Origin of the sequence: Curtobacterium sp. MCBD17_013, from assembly GCF_003234565.1 — a bacterium.
Taxonomy (GTDB): Bacteria; Actinomycetota; Actinomycetes; order Actinomycetales; family Microbacteriaceae; genus Curtobacterium.
Window position 1 is genome coordinate 136306 of the sequence record NZ_QKTU01000008.1, and the last position, 19514, is coordinate 155819.

The 19514-nt window shown below is 74.3% G+C and carries 16 protein-coding genes; 12 read left to right on the forward strand and 4 right to left on the reverse strand.

All coding sequences use genetic code 11. The features are described from left to right. Positions 1 to 43 precede the first annotated feature (43 nt). Positions 44 to 925 carry a manganese catalase family protein gene (locus DEI81_RS10555; protein WP_111010678.1) on the reverse strand — a complete coding sequence of 294 codons (882 nt, stop codon included), beginning with the start codon at positions 923 to 925 and terminating at the stop codon, positions 44 to 46. A 373-nt stretch (positions 926 to 1298) separates the two neighbouring features. Here DEI81_RS10555 and DEI81_RS10560 point away from each other — a divergent pair, with 373 nt between their 5' ends. The 3 genes from DEI81_RS10560 to DEI81_RS10570 are packed head-to-tail and all read left to right on the forward strand — an operon-like array spanning position 1299 to position 3231. Continuing rightward, on the forward strand, positions 1299 to 2150 hold the full coding sequence (locus tag DEI81_RS10560; RefSeq protein WP_111010679.1) for a hypothetical protein: 852 nt from the start codon (positions 1299 to 1301) through the stop codon (positions 2148 to 2150). After that, positions 2147 to 2641 (forward strand): phage holin family protein, encoded by a 495-nt coding sequence (locus DEI81_RS10565; RefSeq protein ID WP_111010680.1) that lies wholly within the window; start codon positions 2147 to 2149, stop codon positions 2639 to 2641. Before DEI81_RS10560 ends, DEI81_RS10565 begins: the two co-directional genes overlap by 4 nt. Further along, positions 2638 to 3231, forward strand: coding sequence for a DUF3618 domain-containing protein (locus DEI81_RS10570; protein WP_111010681.1), 594 nt, complete (start codon positions 2638 to 2640; stop codon positions 3229 to 3231). The genes DEI81_RS10565 and DEI81_RS10570 overlap by 4 nt, the downstream gene beginning before the upstream one ends. On the opposite strand, the gene DEI81_RS10575 is transcribed toward DEI81_RS10570, so the two are convergent. Next, on the reverse strand, positions 3185 to 3631 hold the full coding sequence (locus DEI81_RS10575) for a PqqD family protein (protein ID WP_111010682.1): 447 nt from the start codon (positions 3629 to 3631) through the stop codon (positions 3185 to 3187). The two genes, DEI81_RS10570 and DEI81_RS10575, sit on opposite strands and share 47 nt — an antisense overlap. 260 nt (positions 3632 to 3891) lie before the next feature. On the opposite strand from DEI81_RS10575, the gene DEI81_RS10580 reads away from it, so the two are divergent. The 9 genes from DEI81_RS10580 (at position 3892) to DEI81_RS10620 (ending at position 17870) form a co-directional block, all read left to right on the forward strand. Further along, complete coding sequence (locus DEI81_RS10580; RefSeq protein WP_111010683.1) at positions 3892 to 4515, forward strand: protein-tyrosine-phosphatase; 624 nt, start codon at positions 3892 to 3894, stop codon at positions 4513 to 4515. Then, on the forward strand, positions 4508 to 5503 hold the full coding sequence (locus tag DEI81_RS10585; protein ID WP_258368636.1) for an LCP family protein: 996 nt from the start codon (positions 4508 to 4510) through the stop codon (positions 5501 to 5503). The genes DEI81_RS10580 and DEI81_RS10585 overlap by 8 nt, the downstream gene beginning before the upstream one ends. A gap of 1 nt (position 5504) precedes the next feature. Next, positions 5505 to 6971 carry a sugar transferase gene (locus DEI81_RS10590; protein ID WP_111010684.1) on the forward strand — a complete coding sequence of 489 codons (1467 nt, stop codon included), beginning with the start codon at positions 5505 to 5507 and terminating at the stop codon, positions 6969 to 6971. Beyond that, positions 6971 to 7765: a WecB/TagA/CpsF family glycosyltransferase gene (locus tag DEI81_RS10595; protein ID WP_111010685.1), complete on the forward strand. Its 795-nt coding sequence runs from the start codon at positions 6971 to 6973 to the stop codon at positions 7763 to 7765. The genes DEI81_RS10590 and DEI81_RS10595 overlap by 1 nt, the downstream gene beginning before the upstream one ends. Next, positions 7762 to 8814, forward strand: coding sequence for a glycosyltransferase (locus tag DEI81_RS10600; protein WP_111010686.1), 1053 nt, complete (start codon positions 7762 to 7764; stop codon positions 8812 to 8814). The genes DEI81_RS10595 and DEI81_RS10600 overlap by 4 nt, the downstream gene beginning before the upstream one ends. 141 nt (positions 8815 to 8955) lie before the next feature. Beyond that, a complete protein-coding gene (locus tag DEI81_RS10605) occupies positions 8956 to 10632 on the forward strand; it encodes a polysaccharide biosynthesis tyrosine autokinase (RefSeq protein ID WP_111010687.1) in 1677 nt (558 codons plus the stop codon). Continuing rightward, the gene (locus DEI81_RS10610) at positions 10629 to 11540 is read left to right on the forward strand and encodes a nucleotidyltransferase family protein (protein WP_111010688.1); all 912 of its coding nucleotides are present in this window, start codon (positions 10629 to 10631) and stop codon (positions 11538 to 11540) included. Before DEI81_RS10605 ends, DEI81_RS10610 begins: the two co-directional genes overlap by 4 nt. Positions 11541 to 13155: 1615 nt before the next feature. Next, complete coding sequence (locus tag DEI81_RS10615; protein WP_146244076.1) at positions 13156 to 16626, forward strand: acyltransferase family protein; 3471 nt, start codon at positions 13156 to 13158, stop codon at positions 16624 to 16626. Then, complete coding sequence (locus DEI81_RS10620; RefSeq protein ID WP_111010690.1) at positions 16623 to 17870, forward strand: PqqD family protein; 1248 nt, start codon at positions 16623 to 16625, stop codon at positions 17868 to 17870. The genes DEI81_RS10615 and DEI81_RS10620 overlap by 4 nt, the downstream gene beginning before the upstream one ends. Here DEI81_RS10620 and DEI81_RS10625 read toward each other — a convergent pair. Next, positions 17830 to 18708: an NAD(P)H-hydrate dehydratase gene (locus DEI81_RS10625; RefSeq protein ID WP_111010691.1), complete on the reverse strand. Its 879-nt coding sequence runs from the start codon at positions 18706 to 18708 to the stop codon at positions 17830 to 17832. The genes DEI81_RS10620 and DEI81_RS10625 overlap by 41 nt on opposite strands. Beyond that, on the reverse strand, positions 18695 to 19456 hold the full coding sequence (locus DEI81_RS10630; protein ID WP_111010692.1) for a histidine phosphatase family protein: 762 nt from the start codon (positions 19454 to 19456) through the stop codon (positions 18695 to 18697). The genes DEI81_RS10625 and DEI81_RS10630 overlap by 14 nt, the downstream gene beginning before the upstream one ends. Positions 19457 to 19514 lie beyond the last annotated feature (58 nt).

Consider the following 19514-nt stretch of genomic DNA (forward strand, 5'->3'; position numbering starts at 1 on the left):
CGGTGGTCCCCGTCACGGCGGCGGCGTCGGCCGCCGGAGCGCGTCACTCCTTGTTTCGCCGGTCCTGCGACAGGGCGGCCTTCTGCTCGACCTTGTTCGGGGTCGGGGTGGTGCCGTAGTAGCGGGCGTCGACCAGCGTGGGCGGGGGCATCGGCACCGAGGTGGTGGGCCCGTCGTGGTACGTGTACTCGCCCTTGCCGTCGAACGAGGGGCCGCTCGCCCAGCGTCCCTCGGCCGCGGCGGCGCCGTCGGAGAAGTTGAGGTACTGGTAGTTGACCTCCTGGTCCTCCTTCTTCTGCGCGAAGTTGCTCGGGACCGGGAAGTCCTCGTAGCCCTCTTCGCGGAGCTCGGCAGCGGCGGTCGCCCACATGTTCTGGTGCATGGTGTCGCGAGCGATGAGGAACGACAGCAGGTCGCGGATCCCGTGGTCGTCCGTCATGTGGTAGAGCCGGGCGGCCTGGATGCGCCCCTGCATCTCCGCGTTCTCGTTCGCCGTGAAGTCGGCGAGGAGGTTGCCACTCGCCGTGATGTACGAGCCCTGCCACGGGTTCCCGTTGCTGTCGACCGGGCGTGCCCCGGCGCCGGCGACGATCGCGTGCTGGACGTCCATGCCTCCGATGACGGCGGCGACGGTCGGGTCGTCCTGCACGGCCTCCTTGGTGATGCCGAGCGGGGCCTTCTCGAGCAGCTGGGCGATCATCGTCGCGAGCATCTCGACGTGACCGAGCTCCTCGGCGCCGATCCCGAAGACGAGGTCCCGGTACTTGCCGGGGATGTGCATGTTCCAGGCCTGGAACTGGTACTGCAGCGCGACCGAGATCTCGCCGTACTGGCCACCGAGGACCTCCTGCAGCTTCCGTGCGTAGACGGCGTCGGGCTTGCTCGGCGTGGACTTGAACTGCAATTCCTGCTTGTGGAAGTACATCCTGTGTCTCTCCTTCAGCTCGCGTCGGTGCCGGGCGGGTCCCGGCGCTCACGACGCGTGGACTGGACGGTAGGCCGCGTTCCCTCGCCACCCATGCAGGTTGTCCCCCTCGGACGGGAGGTGCGGTACGCCCCCGCCCCGGCCCTCCCGTCCGGATTTCCGGGAGTCAGCGAGGCCCACCTGGGCGTCCGGGGGACGAATGGTGCGTCATCCGGCCGCCTCGTGGCGGCGGGATGGGCCCAGAACGGGGGACAAGATCCCTGTCCCACCCCTGAGAGTCCGAACGCTCCCAGGCGAGAACGCGCACGGTGGGTGACACGCCAGACCGGGATGACGCCTGTCCTCCCGGACCCGCGAACAGGGAAGGAACGTCATGAGCACATACCCACCGGAGAACGACATCCCGAACGACACCCCGATCTACGACCGGGCCGTGCCGACCGGGTCGCTCGCCGACGACGACCTCATCGACGACGAGCTCGTCGTCGACGACACGACGGACACCACCTACTCCGGCGTCCACGTCCCGTCCTACGGAACGGACAGCGCGAGCGACTCCGGCGGCTCCGGCAAGGCCGACGCCGCCAAGGGCGCAGCCCAGAACGTCGCCGGTGACGCCAAGCAGTCGGCCGCGCAGGTCGCGGGCGTCGCCAAGGAGCAGGCGTCCCGAGTCGCCTCGGAGGCCACGGACCACGCCAAGGAACTCCTCGGCCAGGCGACGTCGAGCCTCAAGGACCAGGCGGGCCAGCAGCAGCAGCGCGCCGCCGGCGGACTCCGCACGATCAGCGACCAGCTCTCGTCGATGGCCGAGAACGCCGACGACGGCATCGCGGGCAAGGTCGTCCGCGACCTCTCGAACCGCGCCGGCAGCGTCGCGGGCTACCTTGAAGGCCGTGACCCGGGCTCGCTGATCGACGAGGTCCGCTCCTTCGCGGCCCGCCGTCCGGGCACCTTCATCGCCATCGCCGCCGGAGCGGGCATCCTCGCCGGTCGCCTCACCAAGGCGCTGACGACGGAGATCAAGCACGAGAAGGAAGCCGAGGCCTTCGGTGGCGCCACCGGCGGCGACTCGTCCTCGTACGACGCCACGTCGACGAGCACCTACTCGACCGTCACCGACACGGACTACGGCACGACCGGCGCTGCGTACGGCACGACGGACCCGGTCGAGACCGAGTACGACCGCGGCACGGGTGCCGGGTACGGCACCGGAGGCGTGGCATGAGCCAGACCACCCCGGGTGGCGTCCCGGGCGGTGTGCCCGGCGCGGGCTACACCGCCGGCGCCACCGCTGCATCGCGACCGAACGAAGCCGCCGAGGAGCGCGCCGCCACGACGCCGCTCGGTGAGCTGCTGACGGATGTCTCGAAGGACCTGTCGAACCTGTTCCGCCAGGAGGTCGCGCTCGCCAAGGCCGAGCTGACCGAGTCGGCGAAGAAGGCCGGCAAGGGCGCTGGGATGTTCGGTGGAGCCGGTCTGACCGCGCTCTTCGCCCTCCTCTTCATCTCCATCGCCGCGTGGTGGGCCCTCGGGTTCCTCGTGAACAACGCCTGGTCGGCGCTCATCATCGCGGTGATCTACGGCATCATCGCCGCGATCCTCGCGATGCAGGGCCGCAAGTCGATGAAGGAGATCCAGGGCGCCCCGCAGACGGTCGAGACCGCCAAGGAGATCCCCGACACCCTCAAGCCGCACACCAACGGGAGGAACGCATGAGCACCCCAGACGAGATCCGCGCCGAGATCGAGCGCACCCGTGGCAACCTCGGGTCGGACGTCGACGCACTCGCCGACAAGGTGAGCCCGTCGTCCATCGCCCACCGCCAGACCGAGAAGGTGCGCGAGCGCATCGGCTCCGTCCGCGACAGCGTGATGGGCACGGTCGACGCCGCCAAGAGCAAGGTCCAGTCCGGCACGAGCAGCGCCTCGGGCTCCGTCTCGGGCGCCTCCGACTCCGCCAAGGGCGCTGCCCGTTCGGCCGTCGGCAAGGCCAAGGGCAACCCGCTCGCCGTCGGCCTCATCGCCTTCGGTGCGGGCTGGCTCGCCTCGTCCCTCATCCCGGCCTCCTCGAAGGAAGAGGACCTCGCCGGCCAGCTGAAGGACCAGGCCGCACCGCTCGTGGACAAGGCCAAGGGCGTGGGGCAGGACATCGCCTCCGACCTCAAGGACACCGCGCAGGAGCACGTGCAGGACCTCAAGGGCACGGCGCAGGACGCCGCGTCGACGGTCAAGGACGAGGCGCAGTCCTCGGCCTCGGACGTCAAGGACAGCGCCCAGAGCGCCAAGGACGACGTGCAGAACGCGTAGTCGTCCCGACGCTCCACCCCCACGGACCGGCCCGGGTGCCGTGGTCAGACCGGATGGTCTCGACCACGGCCCCGGGCCGGTCCGTTCGTGTGTCCGGGACGGGCTCGACCTCGACGAGCCCCGCGGCGGCGAGTTCCCCGAGGAACGCCGCCACCTGCCCCGCCACCGTCTCCGGGTCGACGTCCGGGTACCACCGCGCCACCCGGGTGGCCACGTCCTCGACGGTCGTGCCCTCGTCCAGCTCGGACCAGACGACCGCAGCAGTGCCGGCGAGCACATGCAGGTCGCACCGCGCGGGATCGGTGACCACCACCCGCTCGGCGTCGCCGACCGCCGCGACCCGCGCCCGTCGGCGGACCCAGCGACGGGGCGGCCCTGCGGTCCGTTCGTCGTCGTCCATGCGGACCTCCCTCCTCGGCTGCGCATGCTAGCGCCGACCTCCCGGTCAGCCGTGGGCGCGCTCCGGGGGGTGAGTCCGCGCGCCGGGCCCTCATCACGGCCGCTCCGGTGAGCGGACGACGGCACCCGCGCCGCGGGACGTGAACTGACGGGTGACCCGGTGCCGGGCCTCCCGGACGCCCATCGCGCACGCCCCTGATCGAGCCGCGTCGTGACCGTACGGTCACCGCGACCGACCCGATCGAGGAGGGGATCGTCGCGATGACCACACCGCCGTCCACATGCACACGGCCGTCGCCGTGGGAGCGTGCCGCGCCGCCCGGGCCGAGCGACGAGCGGACGCGTGTCGTCGTGGTGTGCGCGGCGAACCTCGCGCGCTCCCCACTCGTCGAGCGTCTGCTGCAGGCCGAGCTCGACGCCCGGGCCCCCGGGCGCTTCGCGGTCTCGAGCTGCGGGGTGCGGGTGCTCGAGCGCGGCGCGATGGTGCCGGGTGTCCGTCGGATGTTGCGCGACCGGGGGCTGGACGCGTCCGGCCATCGGGCGTCACCGCTCCAGGCGACCCGGCTCCGGGGTGCGACACTCGTGCTCACGGCCGAGGAGGCCCACTCCGTCGCCGTGCTCGAGCGCGTGCCGGCGCTGCTCAACCGGACGTTCACCGTGCTCGAGTTCGCGGCGATCGCGCGTCACCACCGCGCACGGGGGCTCGACCCGGCGGGGCTCCTCCAGCGAGCGAGCTCCCTGCGGGCCGCGGTGACGGCGGAGGGCGGCGATCGCGATCTCATCGACCCGGTCGGTCCGGACCCAGCGCGTCTCGGGGCGCTCGAGGCACAACTCGGTGACGCCGTCACGGTGATCGCGGACGCACTGGCGGCGACCCGTGGCTGAGCGGCGGCGGGTCCTGCGCCGGGTGTCGTTCGCGGTCGTGATCCTCGTCGTGCTGCCGCTCGTCACGGCGGCCGCGGTCGTGCTGCTGGTGCAGACCGGGTACCGGTCCGACGTCCGGACCCTCGACTCCGACCCGTTCCCGAGAGGGGAGCGTCCGGCGGCGTCCCGGGCCTCCGAGAACGTGCTGCTCATCGGCTCGGACACCCGCGGACGCCTCGGCGACATCGCGGGCGGCGGTCCGACCGGGCAGCGCTCGGACACGCTCATGCTCGTCCACCTCCCGGCCGACGGCGAGGACGTCCAGGTCATGTCGATCATGCGCGACCTCTGGGTGCCGATCCCCGGGCACGGCGAGGGCAAGGTGAACGCCGCGTTCTCCCTCGGCGGGGTCCCGCTGACGATCCGCACCGTGGAGGCGCTCCTCGACGTCCGCATCGACCACGTCGCGGTCGTCGACTTCGCCGGGTTCGCGGCCATGTCGTCGACGCTCGGTGGTGTCGACGTCGTGTCGCCCAAGGCCTTCACGAGCCGGAACATGCCGGGCTACCGGTTCACGGCCGGCATCAACCACGTGGCCGGGCAGCGCGCGCTCGCCTTCGTGCGCGAACGGTACGCGTTCCCCGACGCGGACCACCAGCGCGTGCGCAACCAACAGTCGTTCCTCCGCGGCGTGGTCGATCGGCTGGCCGACCGGGACGGCCTGCACGACCTCGGCCGGGTGCGGGCGTTCCTGGGTGCGACGGGACGGTCCGTGACGGTGGACCCCGGCCTCACGTTCACCCGCGCAGCGCACATCGGCTGGCGACTCCGATCGGTCCGACCGGACGACGTGGCCTTCTTCACGCTGCCGACGCTCGGCAGCGGGACGAGCGCGGACGGTCAGTCGATCGTGCTGCAGGACCGGACCGCGGTCGCCGAGATCGGTCGCGCCCTGCGGCACGACACCCTCGGCGACTGGGTCGACCACCACCACACCGAGGAGCGGTGACGTGGCGCACACGATCGCGACGGCCGCGGTCGGCGGACACCGGGAGGCGCGACCCGGCACCGCGACACCGCTCCCGACCCGGACGATGGCCGCCACCGAGGCCGTGAGTCTGCTCGCCGCGACCCTCGGATCGCAGTTCCTCCGGTTCGGGTTCGACGGGAACGGCGTGCGGATCGGGTTCGTCGGGCTCGACTACACCGAGTTCTCGGTGCTCCTGTCGGGGCTGTGGTTCGTCCTCCTCCTCGTCGTCCGGGCCGGGCGGTCCCCCGAGGACCGCTTCGTGTCGTCACCCGGCGCGTTCCGCGACCTCACCCGCACCACGGTCGTCGTCGTGCTCGTGCTCGCCGTGTCCTCCGCGATCACGCAGACGGAGATCTCGCGGGGGTACCTGCTCGTGGCCGTCCCGCTCGGCCTCGTCGCGCTCGTCGCCGACCGGGTGGCCTGGCGCGCGTGGGTCCGTCGGCTGCGCGAGCGCGGCCGGATGTGCCGCTCGACGCTCGTCATCGGTCCGTCCGACTCGGTGGCGGCCGTCCGTGACCTGGTCGACCGCGACCCGGGTGCCGGGCTCCGCGTCGTCCGGACGTTGGTCACCGACGGCCCCGTCGGGGCGAGTGCGCGCCGCGCCGGACCCGAGGCGCTGCACGCGCGCGTCGAGCAGCTCGTCGACGAGCTCGGCCCGGACGCGGTGCTCGTCGTCGGCGGGCACGGTGACGAGTTCGCGCGCGAGCTCTCCTGGGCCCTCGAGGCCGACGGCGTCCAGCTGCTCGTGGCGCCGCAGGTCGGACCGGTCGCGACGCAGCGCCTCCAGACGGTCACGCTCGCCGGGCACGCCCTGATCGCCGTCGAACCGCCCCCGCGGTCCGGTCTCCCGCACGTGGCGAAGCGGGCGTTCGACGTCGTGGCGAGTGCCCTGGGGCTGGTCCTCGCTGCGCCCTTCATCGTGCTCGTCGCCCTCGCGGTACGACTCGACAGTCCGGGGCCCGCGTTCTTCACCCAGCAGCGCGTCGGCCAGGGCGGACGGCCGTTCACGATCGTCAAGTTCCGGACGATGGTGCCGGGCGCGGACCGACTGCAGGGCGACCTCCGCGCCGAGAACGAACACGGCTCCGGACCGCTGTTCAAGATGCGGGACGACCCGCGCGTGACCCGGCTCGGCCGCCTCCTCCGGCGCTGGTCGGTGGACGAGGTCCCACAGCTCGTCAACGTCCTGCTCGGTCACATGAGCCTCGTGGGGCCGCGGCCACCACTGCCGTCCGAGGTGGCGACGTACGGGGACCGGGCACGACGGCGCCTCCTGACGAAGCCGGGGCTGACGGGCCCGTGGCAGGTCGGGGGTCGCTCGGACCTCCCGTGGGAGGACGGCCTCCACCTCGACCTCCTGTACGTCGAGAACTGGTCCCTCATGGGCGACCTGGTCGTCCTGGCCCGGACGGTCGGTGCCGTCCTCCGCGCACGGGGAGCCTACTGATGGCGTCGGGACGCACACCGCTCCTCCGGGTCGCGCCCGACGCCGTCCTGCTCGCCGACGAGCCGCTGTTCCGGGGGGACGTGCGCGACCTCCTCGACGAGGTCGACCGGCGGCGGGGTACCGGTCGAACGCTCGTGACGACGCCGAACGTCGACCAGGTGCTCGTGCTGCGGAACGACGAGGCGGCGCGCCGTGCGCACGCGCGGGCGGACCTCCGGACGGTCGACGGCCTCCCGATCGTCGCGTTGGCGCGACTGCTCGGCGACCACACCGTGCGCCGGGTCACCGGGGCGGACCTCCTCGTCGCGTGCAGCGCGGCCTCCGCCGAGCGGGGGTGGCGGATCGTCGTCACCGGTGGAGCACCGGGCACGGCCGTCCGCGCGGCGGAGCGACTCCGGACGCAGCACCCCGGCGCGGACGTCCAGGACGTGCCGTTCCCGGACCTCGTGGGCGGCGAGGACGGCGGCACGGTCGTCGAGCGGCTCCGGGCGATCCGCCCCGACGTCGTCTTCCTCTGCCTCGGGTCGCCGAAGCAGGAGGCGTGGTTCCTCCGGTGGGAGGACGCACTGCCCGACGCGGTCTACGTCGGGGCCGGCGCGGCGGTCGACTTCGCCGCAGGCGCCCGGCGCCGTGCACCCGTGCTCGTCCAGCGCCTCGGTCTGGAGTGGTCGTGGCGGCTGCTGCAGGAACCGCGCCGCCTCGCTCACCGCTACCTGGTCCGGGGCCCGGCGTTCCTGCTCGTGGTCGCGCGGTCGCTCCTGGCCGCACGCGGGCGTCGACCGGACCGGGCATGAGCGCTCGGCCCACGGACGCCGTGCCCGACGTGACCGTCGTCGCCGCGCTGTTCCGGCCCGGTCGGTTGCTCGACGGGTTCCTCGACCGAGCCGCGGCCCTCCTCACCGCGGGCGTCGAGCTCGTCCTGGTCGACGACGGGTCCGGTGACGGCACCGCCGAGCGCCTCCGTCGGTGGGCGGTCGACCGCCCCGACGTGCAGGTGCTCGAGAACGCGACGAACTCCGGGGTGGCCGCGAGCCGCAACCGCGCGGTCCGGCTCGCCCGCGGTACGTGGGTGTGGTTCGTCGACCACGACGACCGGTGGGAGCCAGGAGCACCGACGCGGCTCCTCGACGCGGCGACCGACGACGTCGACATCGTCGTGTGTCGGGCCGACTTCCGCACCGACCCGCTCCGCCCCGGCCGGATCGTCGACGGTGTCCCCGTGCCGCGCGTCGCGACCGGTCCCGAGGCGCTCGTCATGCTGCTCGAGGGCACCATCGACGGCTTCCTGTGGTCGAAGCTCGTCCGCCGCTCGGTCCTCGGGGACGCCCCCTTCCCGCACCTGCCGTCGCAGAGCGACGTCGCGGGTCTCGCCCCGGTGCTCGCCGCCGCGCGACGGGTCCGGTTCGTCCCGGACGTGCTCTACCACTGGGTCCACCGTCCCGGCTCGGTCTCGCGGTCCAGGACGCCCGCGCTCGACGCCCTGGAGGCCGCCCACGCCGCCGTCGTCGCGGCCACGGACTCCGTGGCGCCGGTCGACGCACCGGCGCTCGCCGACCCGGGACGCCGCGAGGAGCTCCTGACGTGGTTCACGTGCTGGTTCCGGTGCCGCGGGCTCGTCGTCACGCCGGGGCGCCAGCACGCGCCCTGGTCGGTCCGGCGCGCCGGGGTGCGGTGCGCCCGACGAGCCCTGCACGGTCGTCGGCTCGGTGGCGTCCGTCTGCGGTCGACCTCGGTGTGGCTCCTCATGTGGGCGATCCGCGTCGCACCGCTCCTGGTGGTCGGCGTGCTGCCCCTGCTCTTCGCGGTGCACGACGCCCGGGTGGCCGGACGAGCCGGCGGGTGAGGCCGTGTCCGTGGCGGGTGAGGCCGTGGGGGATCCCACCGCCCGGCGATCGGCGGGAACGTGCGTGCGCCCGGGCGGGCCACGCACGCCGGGACGGAGACTGCCCTGATCCCGCCCCGACCACGACCCGGAGGACCACGCATGGCTCCCGACGCACGTCCCGACGAGCGGACCTCCCGGACCCTGGCCGACTACGTGCGCATGTTCCGGACGTACTGGTTCGGCGCGGTGCTCATCGTCCTGGCCTGCGTCGCCGCGGCCGGTGCGTGGACGCTCACGCAACCGCGGGTGTACACGTCCGAGGCCTCCGGTTTCGTGCGGGTCGCGGGCAACGGCGACGCCAACCTCGACTACGCCGCCGACCAGTTGTCGAAGTCCCAGGCCGAGACGTACGTCGAGCTCGGTGGTTCGCTGGCGGTCGCGAAACGGGTGGTCCGGGCGACCGGCACCAGTGCATCACCGCAGGAGCTGCTCGGCCGCGTGCAGACCCGCCTGCCGGAGGGCACGGCGATCATCGACGTCACCGCGAGCGGCGCGACCCCGCGCGAGTCCGCCGACCTCGCGGACGCGTGGATCGCGGGCATGGGGCGGCAGATCGCCGCGATCCAGTCGTCGGGGGAGGCACTCGCCTCGGCCACGACGAAGCTCGTCCCGTTGGCCTCCGCCACCGTCCCGACGTCGCCGACGTCGCCGGACGTGCGCGCGGCGGTGACGCTCGGGGTGCTCGTCGGCCTGCTCCTGGCGTCGGTGTACGTCCTCGTGCGGCAGGCCCTCGACCGGCGCATCCGGTCGGCCGCCGCGATCGAGGCCGCGTTCGGTGTCCCCGTGCTCGGGACCATCCCGCTCAATCCAGCCCTGACCGACCACCGGCAACTCGTCGACGCCCTGCCGAACCGCACGCCCGAGGAGCGACGGGTCAACTTCGCGACGTCCGAGGCCCTCCGCGAGCTGCGCACGAACCTGTCCTACGTCCACGTCGACGAGCGCCCGAAGGTCCTCGTCGTCACGAGTCCGCTCCCGGGCGACGGCAAGTCGACGATCGCGGCGAACCTCGCCCGGTCCCTCGCCGTGACGTCCACCGGGCGGGTCGTGCTCATCGACTGCGATCTCCGGCGACCCGTGCTGTCGGCGGTCTTCGGCGTGGCCCGGGGCGCGGGCCTCACCGACGTGCTGTCCGGACGCGCCGACCTCGCCGACGTCATGCAGCAGACCGACGACGTCGGCAACCTGTGGATCGTCGGGTCCGGCCGCGTTCCACCGAACCCGAGCGAGCTGCTCGGGTCACGGATGTTCCGGGACATCCTCGCCTCGCTCGGGGAACACGCGACGGTGGTCCTCGACGCGCCGCCGATCCTCGCCGTCACCGACGCCGTCGTGCTCGCGACCGGTGCGGACGGCCTCGTGGTGACGGTCTCGGCGCAGGGCACCACGATCGACCAGCTCGGACGGGCGCTGCAGCTCGTGGCCCGTGGTGGGGGGACCGTGCTGGGTGCGGTGCTCAACCGGGTCCCGACGCGCGGGCAGGACGCGCGCGACTACGGCTACTACGGCGGCGCGTACTACGCGGGGGACGACGACGGGTCGGAGTCCGCTCCCGGCACGGACGGCGGCGCGGAACACGGCACGGACGGCGACGCGGAAGCGCGCGCAGCCCGCGCGTCCGGCGGGTCCCGGCTCACGCCCTCCCTGCCCGACCGGGACGCCTCGGTCCCACGCTCGCCCGTGGTGTCCCCGTACGACCCGTCCCTCGAGCTCCCCTCGCGGCGGAGCCGGCGGCGGGCGGCCGCGGTCGGCGGGACCGACGACACCCGGCCGTGACGGCCGCAGCACGGCTGGACGCGCGTGCCACCGTCGAGCTGGCGCACGCCGTCGTGGCGGACGCCGCGGCCGTCGCCGGTGTCCCGTTCCTGGTCCTCAAGGGTCTCGGCGCTCAGCACCACGGCCTCCAGGACCGACACCGGGTCCCGGCGGACGTCGACGTCCTCGTGCCACCGCGCGGCGTTCCGGTGATGACCGCCGAGCTCGAGCGCCGTGGGTGGCGCCGACGGCCCGCGGACGCCGACGACGTGACGTTCAGCCGCCACTCCGTCACCCTGTTCCGCAGCGGGTGGAGCTGCGACCTGGACGTGCACGACCGGTTCCCGGGCTTCGGGACGGACACCGACGCGGTGTTCGCCCGGCTCTGGAGGACCCGGTGCACGCTCGTCGTCGCCGGGGCGTCCGTCCCGGTCCCGGACCTGCCCGAGGCGGTCCTCGTGCAGGCGCTGCACTGCCTCCGGAGCATCACCGTCCCCCGTCACGCGGAGGAGTACGCGCACCTCGTCGAGCGGACGGCCGGCGACGGGAACCCGGCCCTGCTCGCGCCGACCGTCCTCGACGCGGCCCGCGCGCTCGGCGCGGTGCCCGCGGCGCGGCCGTTCCTCACCGACGCGTTCGGCATCGAGCTCGACGACTGGGGTGTGCCCGACCTGCGGTGGCGCCTGCTGACGGCCGCGTCGTCACCCCACGCGCGGCGGCTGCTCGCGCTCGTCGAGGCGCCGTGGCGCGAGCGACTCCGCGTGGTCCGGGTCGCCCTGCTCCCACCACGGGAGACGCTGGAGAAACGGGGACTCGGAGGGCTCGACCGCTTCGGCCTGCTCGCGGCCTACGCCCGCCGACTGTGGCGTGGCGTGCGGTTCCTGCCGTCCGCGGCCCGGGAGGCCCGACGCGCGCGGGACCGCGGCTGACGGTCCGGCGCCGGCCTGCTCGGGCACCGTCTCCAGGCCGCCTCCGCCCGGCCCGTCGGCACGGTCGAGGCGGGGCAACGCGAACGTGAACGTCAGGAGGATCCCGGCCTGCAACCACACGAGGAGGTCGAACGAGAACCCCATCCCGAACCAGAGCAGGACGAGGGCCCGGCCCTGCGCGTCCGCCCGGACGGCCACGACGACGACCACGGCGAGGAACACGGCCAGGCCGGCGACGCCGGTGGTGCCGAGCAGGTACACCGGGAGGTCGTCCACCACCTGCAGCCCGTACGTCGTCTCGATGAGGTGGTCGGCGAACAGCCGGGTCTCGCTGCCGAACCCGGTGCCCCAGAGCGACTCGGCCAGGGGACGGGCGAGCAACCGGGGGACCGCGGCGATCGAGGTCGAGCGGTGGATCCAGGAGCCGGAGGACAGGAGCTCGGTCGTGACCGTGGAGATCCCGAAGTCGAGCACGGCCACGATGCCCCCGACGATCGCCGTGAGGACCACGTTCCTGGCCCACCGGCCGATCCCGCGTCGGTGGACCGCGTGCAGGAGGACCCCGAGGACGGCGCAGAGGACCGCGCTGCGGGTACCGGAGAGGAACACGCCGACCGCGGCGACGAGGAGCGCGACGCTCCGGACGGCGCCGGACATGCCGATGCGGTTGCTCCACGCCACCACGACCGCGATCGCCTCGAACGTCCCGAACACGATCGGCTGCCCCATCGACCCCTGGCCGCGTTCCCACACGTCGCCCGTCAGGGGGTTCGGGCGGGAGACCCCACCACGCTGACCCCAGATGGGCGTGGCACCCGTGACCAGGTCGACGGCGGTCCACGCGACCTCGACGGCGGCGATGACGAGCACGGCGATGAGGACGATGCGGAGGCCGCGGGCGTCGAGGTGCGCCGTGACGAGGGCGACCACCACGGCGGTGCCGAAGTACACCGTGAGACGCGAGGTCGAGTACGACCCCGCGAGGAGGGCGCCGACGCCGATCCACACCCAGAGGGCGGTCGGGACGAGGAAGCGCGGCGCGGTCAGGTCCGACACCGCCCCGACCCGGGCGACGGCGACGAGCAGGACGACCGCGCAGAGCGCGAAGGCCGGCACCCAGACGGTGCGCGGCGCACTGTTGTTGCCGACCACGGCCGTGACCGCGAGCGTGAGCACGAGTGCCCAGGCGCGCACGGTGGCCGCCGGCACGAGCACGAGGAACGCGACGACGACCAGGAGCCCGGCGGACGCGGCCAGGGCGAGGACGGTGACGGGTGGCACACCGTTTCCTATCGCCCCGGGAGCGCCGCACTCGCGCCCTCCCGAGGGCCAGCGGCCGTCCGGGAGGCCCGGATCACCGCCGCGGTCACCCTCCTGCCGCCGACATGGTCCAGGCCCTCACCGGCACGTCGCGGGTGGCACCGAGGCGGCGCACCGGGTGACGCGGCGTGCCGCCAGGTGAGTCCGCCCCGGGGACGGGTGACCGCGGAGGCGAACCGGGACCGGCGGAGTCCCGGACAGCCGTGGCCCTGACCCTCGGGACCGGACGCGGGGACCGATCATCGGCGGGGTGCGACCGGCAGCGGGGTCGCCCGGGACGAGGGACGGGGACGCGGTGACGGATCGACCAGGGAAGCGACGCGACGTCCAGGGACTCCGGGCGGTCGCGGTGCTCGCCGTCGTGGCGGACCACACCCTCCACGCACCGCGCGGCGGCTTCGTCGGGGTCGACGTCTTCTTCGTGATCAGCGGGTTCCTCATCACCGGGTTGCTCCTGCGTGAGCACGGACGGACCGGGACGATCTCGATCGTCGGCTTCACCCGACACCGCATCCGGCGCATCCTGCCGGCGGCGGTCCTCGTGCTCGCCGTGACCGCCGCCGCGACGGCCCTGGTCCTCGGTCCGGCACGGTGGGACACGGTGCGGTGGGACGCACTCGCGGCGGCCGTCCTCGTCGCGAACTGGCACTTCGCCGCCACGGGGACCGACTACTTCCAGGCAGACGGGCCGACCTCGCCGCTGCAGCACTTCTGGTCCCTGTCGGTCGAGGAGCAGTTCTACCTCGTGTGGCCGTGGGTGCTCCTCGGTGTGCTGACCCTCGCCGCGCGTCGGCGACGGGGCGTCGGCACCGGCCGGACCGCGGTGCCGGCGGCCGTGGCGGTCGCGGTGCTCGGCGCCGCGTCGGTCGCCTGGTCGGCGTACGAGACGGCAGCGTCCCCCACGGTCGCCTACTTCTCGACGCCCTCCCGGGCGTGGGAGCTGCTCCTCGGGGCGGCTCTCGCGGTCGTCGCGCCCGCACTCGAGCACCTGCCGACGGCCGTCCGGCACGTCCTGGCGTGGGCCGGACTCGCCGCGATCGCGACCGCGCTCGCCCTCACCGACGCGGACCGGGGATTCCCGATGCCCGGCGCCGTCCTGCCCGTGCTCGGTGCCGTCGCGGTCCTCGCCGCCGGGATCGGGCGGGACCGTCGGCGGTGGGCACCGCTCACCGATCGGGTGTCCGGGTCCCTCGGCGACCTGTCGTACTCGATCTACCTCTGGCACTTCCCCGTCGTCGTCGTGTTCGGGCCGTACCTGCTGTTCGTGCTCGGCGAGGACCGGCCGGACGTCCGGTGGGTCGCGGGCGTGCTCGCGCTCACCGCGGTGACGTCGGTGCTCGGGTACCACCTGGTCGAGCGGCCGGTGCTCCGGAGCGCGTGGCTCGCCGACCGGGCGGCGTCCCGGCGACGGCGGCGGCCCTCCCGGCTCGTCTGGTCGGCGACGGCGATCGCGATCACCGGTGCCGTGGTGCTCAGCGCCCTGACCCTGAACGGCGCCCAGGGTGCGGTCGACGTCCGCACGGACGGTGCGGGCGCGGCTGCGGCCGACGGCGGATCGTCCGGCACCGCGTCCGGCGGGTCGTCCGGTGCGCAGGCCGCGCTCAGCCGCGCGATCACCGCCGCACTGCGGGCCCGGTCCTGGCCGGCCGACCTGACGCCCTCGGTGTCCCGTGCCGCCGACGAGACCCTGCCCGGCAACACGGCGCGCTGCGGCTCGGCCGCTTGGCTCCCGGCCGCCGACTGCACGTTCGGCGACCCCGCTGCGCCGCACCACGCCGTGCTCGTGGGGGACTCCATCGCCCAGGCCTACGTCCCGGCACTCGCCGCGATCCTCGGGACGGGGGACTGGTCGCTCCGGATCACGTCGATGTACGCCTGCCCGTTCATCGACCGCGAGGTCGGCAACGTCGCGAAGCAGACCGCCATCTGCGCCGACCGACGGGCGAAGGAGGTCCAGGTCGTCCGGGACACCGAGCCGGACCTCGTCGTCGTCGCGAACACGGTCGTCCGCGGAGCCGACCGCAGCACGGGCTCGACGACGAGCGCGGCCGCCTGGAACGAGGCGTTCCGCGCGGAGTTGGAGCAGATCCTCCCCGCTGCGGACCACGTCGTCGTGCTCGCCCCGCCGCCGCCCGACAAGGACATCGAGGACTGCTACAGCAACTTCGCCGGCCCGAGCGCCTGCGTGAGCTCGGTGTCGGCATCCTCATGGTTGTCCATGGCCTCGGACCAGATCGTCCTGATGAAGGCGCTGCACGGGTCGTTCGTCGACACGCGCCCGTGGTTCTGCGACGACGACGGCGCATGCCCGGCGTTCGTCGGGAACCTGCTCGTCAAGAAGGACCAGGCGCACCCCACCGCGGCGTACGTCGAACACCTCACACCCGTCATCCGCGCCGCGCTCGAGCGCGCGGGCGTCCTCGAGACCCCCGCGTCGTCGTCGCCCTCACCGACGGCCACGACCGCCGGAGCGTCCACGCCTGCCCCGGGTGACGACACGCGGGATGCGGAGCCCGGGAACGCGACGCCCGGGGTGAACGCCAGGGACCCGCGGGCGACCGACGTCCGGTCCGGCCACGGTGGCGCACTCCGTCGGTCGTACCGTCCCGCCATGACCACCACCGGCACGGCTCCCCACCGGCTGCTCCCGCGCGGCGCCGACCCCGGCGCCGACCTCGGCGCCGACCCCGGCGCACACCACTGCCCGGACGCGGACCGGCGGCTCCGCGTGCTCCACGTCCTCGACGCCTTCACCGCGGGCGGCGCGCAGCGCGTCGCGCTCGACCTGGCCGCCTGGACGGGACGGCGCGGCGTCGAGAGCGCCTTCGTCGGTCGTCCGGGGCCCCTGGTCGACCGCGTTCCGCCGGGCGCCGACGTCCACGTCGTGACGGGCGCCGGCCCGCTCGCCGAACTGCTCGGCATCCGCCGCGCGGTGGCGTCCGTCCGACCGGACGTCGTGCACGCGCACCAACGCCGGGGCGCGCTGCTCGCGCGGATCGCGGTGGCCGGCACCGGCGCGCACGTGGTCGAGCACGCGCACACCTGCCTGCCCCACGCACGGATGCGGCACCTCTCGTTCCGGAGCGAACGGGTCTTCGCCGTCAGCGAGCAGGTCCGCCGGATGGTGCTCGACCTCGGCACGCCGGCCGACCGCGTCACGATCGTCGGCAACGTGCCCTCCGCACTGGTGGACGCGCCGGTGCGTCCCTGGGACGTCCACGCCCCGCTCCGGGTCCTCGGCGTCGGTCGCCTCACCGAGCAGAAGGACCCCCGCCGCTTCGTCCGGGTGGTCGCGGCCCTGGCCCGGCACCGTCCGATCCGGGCGACGTGGCTCGGCACCGGTCCGCTCCGCGACGACGTGGTGTGGCTGGCGCAGGTGCTCGGCGCACCGGTCGCGTTCCCGGGTGCCGTCGACGACGTCACGGCGGCCCTGGACGCATCCGACGTGCTCCTCATGACCTCGGCTTGGGAGGGCCTGCCGCTCGTCGTGCTCGAGGCCTTCGCCCGCCGTCGGCCCGTGGTCGCGACCGCTGCGGTCGGGTCCCCCGGGGTCCTCGACGGCGGCCGCGCGGTCGTGGTGCCCGATGACGCCGACGACGAGACCGTCGCCCACCGGGTGCTCGCCGCGATCGACGACCCAGCCGAGATCCACCGCACCCTCGCGGCGGCGGCCCGACATCTCGACAACGCCGCCCGACCCGAGCAGGTGTTCGGCCCCGTGCTGTCCGCGTACCGCGCGCTCGCCGGTGCGGGAGACCGGCGGTGACCGGGCCCACCCTCGGGGCGCTCAGCGTCGCGACCGTCGACGAGCCGATCGTCCTCGACGTCCTCGGCGCCCGGGTGGCGCTCCGCCTGCACGGACTCGACGAGGACGGCCGCGATCGCGTCCTCGCGGACTGGTCCTGGTGCCGGACCCCGCACCGCGCGTCGGCGACGTCGACGACGGTGCACGCCGTGCTCGCGGCACCGGCGCCCGCCCCCGGTGCCGCCGCGGTCCCGGACGGCACCTCCGGGGCCCCGGACGGGCCCGGATCGATCGTCGTCCGGGCCGCGGACGTGGACACGCTCCGTGACCGGCTGGCGCGGGCGCTCACCCTGCACGCGATCGACGCCCGTGCCGCGGACCTCCTGCTGCTGCACGCCGCCGCGGTGTGTGATCCCGTGACCGGCGCGACGGTGGCGCTCGTCGGACGCTCCGGCAGCGGCAAGACGACGGCCGCGCAGGTACTCGGGCGCACCTTCGCGTACGTCACGGACGAGACGCTCGGCGTGCAGGACGACGGGACGGTGGTGCCGTACCCCAAGCCGTTGTCGGTGGTGCGGGCCGGATCGCCGAAGGCGCAGGTCGGGCCGGACGTCGCCGGTCTCGTCCGGTCGGCGGGACCGGCGCCCTGGCTCGCCGCCGTGCTGCTGCTCGACCGCGATCCGTCCCTGCCGTCGGCGCTGCTCGAACCCGTGCGCGTCACCGAGGTCGTCGAGCCGCTGTTCGGGCAGATCAGCTACCTGTCCCGCCGCGGACGTCCGCTGTCGCGGCTCCGGCGCATCGTCGACGCGACCGGCGGCCTGCGGGTGCTCCGGTACGCGGAGGCCCGGGACCTCGCGCCGGTCGTCGGTGGCGTCCTCGCCGGCGTGTCGGGGCGTCCGGCGGCCACGCTCGGGGCGGTCCGTGCGGTCACCGAGGCGTCGTCGTCCGGACTCGCCGATCCCGGGGCGTCCGTCCGCCGCGCCGCCGTCACGGACTGGGTCGGCGACGGGGACGACGTGCTCGTCCTGCACGCGGACCGACTCCACGTCCTGCAGGCCGTCGGCGCCGCGGTGTGGACCGCGCTCGCCCGGCCCCGGTCCCTGGAAGCCCTGGTGCGGCACGCGGTCGAACGGTTCGGCACCCCCGAGGGCGCGGACCCGTCGCTCCTCGTCGCCCGTGTCGTCGAGGAGCTCCGGGCGTCCGGGCTCGTGGAGACCGGTCCGGCTACGCCCCGTGCTCCACGAGCACCCGCGGCAGCTCCGTGACGAGTTCGCTCGCCAGGTAGCCCATCGGACCGACCTGCACGGCGAGTCGGTCCCCGGCCGCCGCGTGCACGTGGGTCGCCCACACGGCCGCCTGGACGGGGGTGGCCCCCCGTGCCGCGAGGCCCGCGATCGCGCCGGACAGTACGTCCCCGCTCCCGCTCGTGCCGAGACCACCGGTGCCGGTCCCCATGGCCCAGGTCGTGCCTCCCGGTTCGGCGATGACGCTCTGGCAGGAGACGACGGCGCCGAACCGGTCGGCGATCTCGGCGAGGTCGGAGGCCAGGTCGTCCTTGTCGACGTCGCGGCCGAGGAGGCGCCCGGCCTCCGACGTGTTCGGGGTCATGACGAGCCGCCCCCGGAGCGGCGCGAGGTCCTCGGCGACCGACGGGGCGACGCCGAGTGCGAACGCGTCGAGCACGACCACGGTGTCGTCACCGACCAGGCCCGGGAGGCGCCGCACCAGTTCCCGGGTCCCGTCCGGCTCGTCGAGTCCCGGCCCGAGCAGCACGGCGTCCGCGGCGGACAGGTCGTCGCCCGCGCCGTCGAGCGCGTCGCCGCGGACGTGGCCGTCGTCGTCCTCGACGAGCGGGACCACCCCGGACTCCGGGATGGCGACGGCGACGTCGGGCGCGACCGACTCCGCGATGGCGAGGGTGAGCCTCCCGGCCCCGACGCGGAGCGCGGCGAGCGCGGAGAGCATGGCGGCGCCGGGCGTGCGCGCGGCCCCACCGACGACGACCACCTGGCCGCGGCCGTACTTCGAGCCGCCCGGAGCGGGCAGCGGCCAGTCGCGCAGGACGTTCGGGGTGACGATCTTCGAATGGTCAGTGGCCGGCATGGGCGTCCTCGCTTCCGCGGTTGGGGATGGAGCCCTCGTGCTCGGTGACGGGCGTGTCCAGGTCGTCGAGGTGGTCGACGGCGGAGAACTCCTCGAGCCGCCAGGGGGCGCCGACGCGGTCCCGGGTCAGGCGCGTGAGCGACGCGTTCGCGACGGTGTGGGTCCGGGCGAAGTCGAGGAGGGCGGCCTCGTCCATCCCCGTGCAGATCGCGACCGTGAGCATGACGACCGCGTCGTGGGCGGCCAGGACGAGGCGCTGCGCGTCGTGCTGCGCGTCGACGTCGTGCAGGACGGAGCGGAGTCGGAGCATCACGTCCACCCAGGACTCGCCGCCCGCAGGCCGGTGGTAGTACTTGCCGAGCCAGCGTCGCCGCTCCGCCTCGTCCGGGAACAGGTGGCGCACCCCGGTGCTCGTGAGCAGGTCGAGCACGCCGAGCTCGCGGTCGCGGAGTCGTTCGTCCACCTGCAGGACCGCGGGCACCTCGGCGGTGTCGAGGGCGATCCGGATCGTCTCCTGCGCGCGGTGGTACGACGACACCCAGACGGCGAACGGAACGCCGTCGACCTGCCGGTCGGTCAGCCCCGCCCCGAGCGCCCGTGCCTGCCGCTCGCCGAGCGGGCTGAGCGGCACGTCGGCGTCCCGGTGGTCCACGACGATGCGGTCCTGCCCGGCCCGCTCGGCCTCCGCCGCCGCGACGTTCGCCGTCGACTCGCCGTGCCGTACCAACCAGAGCTCCGTGACGTCCATGCGTCCCACCGTAGGCCGCGACGTCCGCCGGGGTTCCCGGCGCCCGGACAACCCGCGG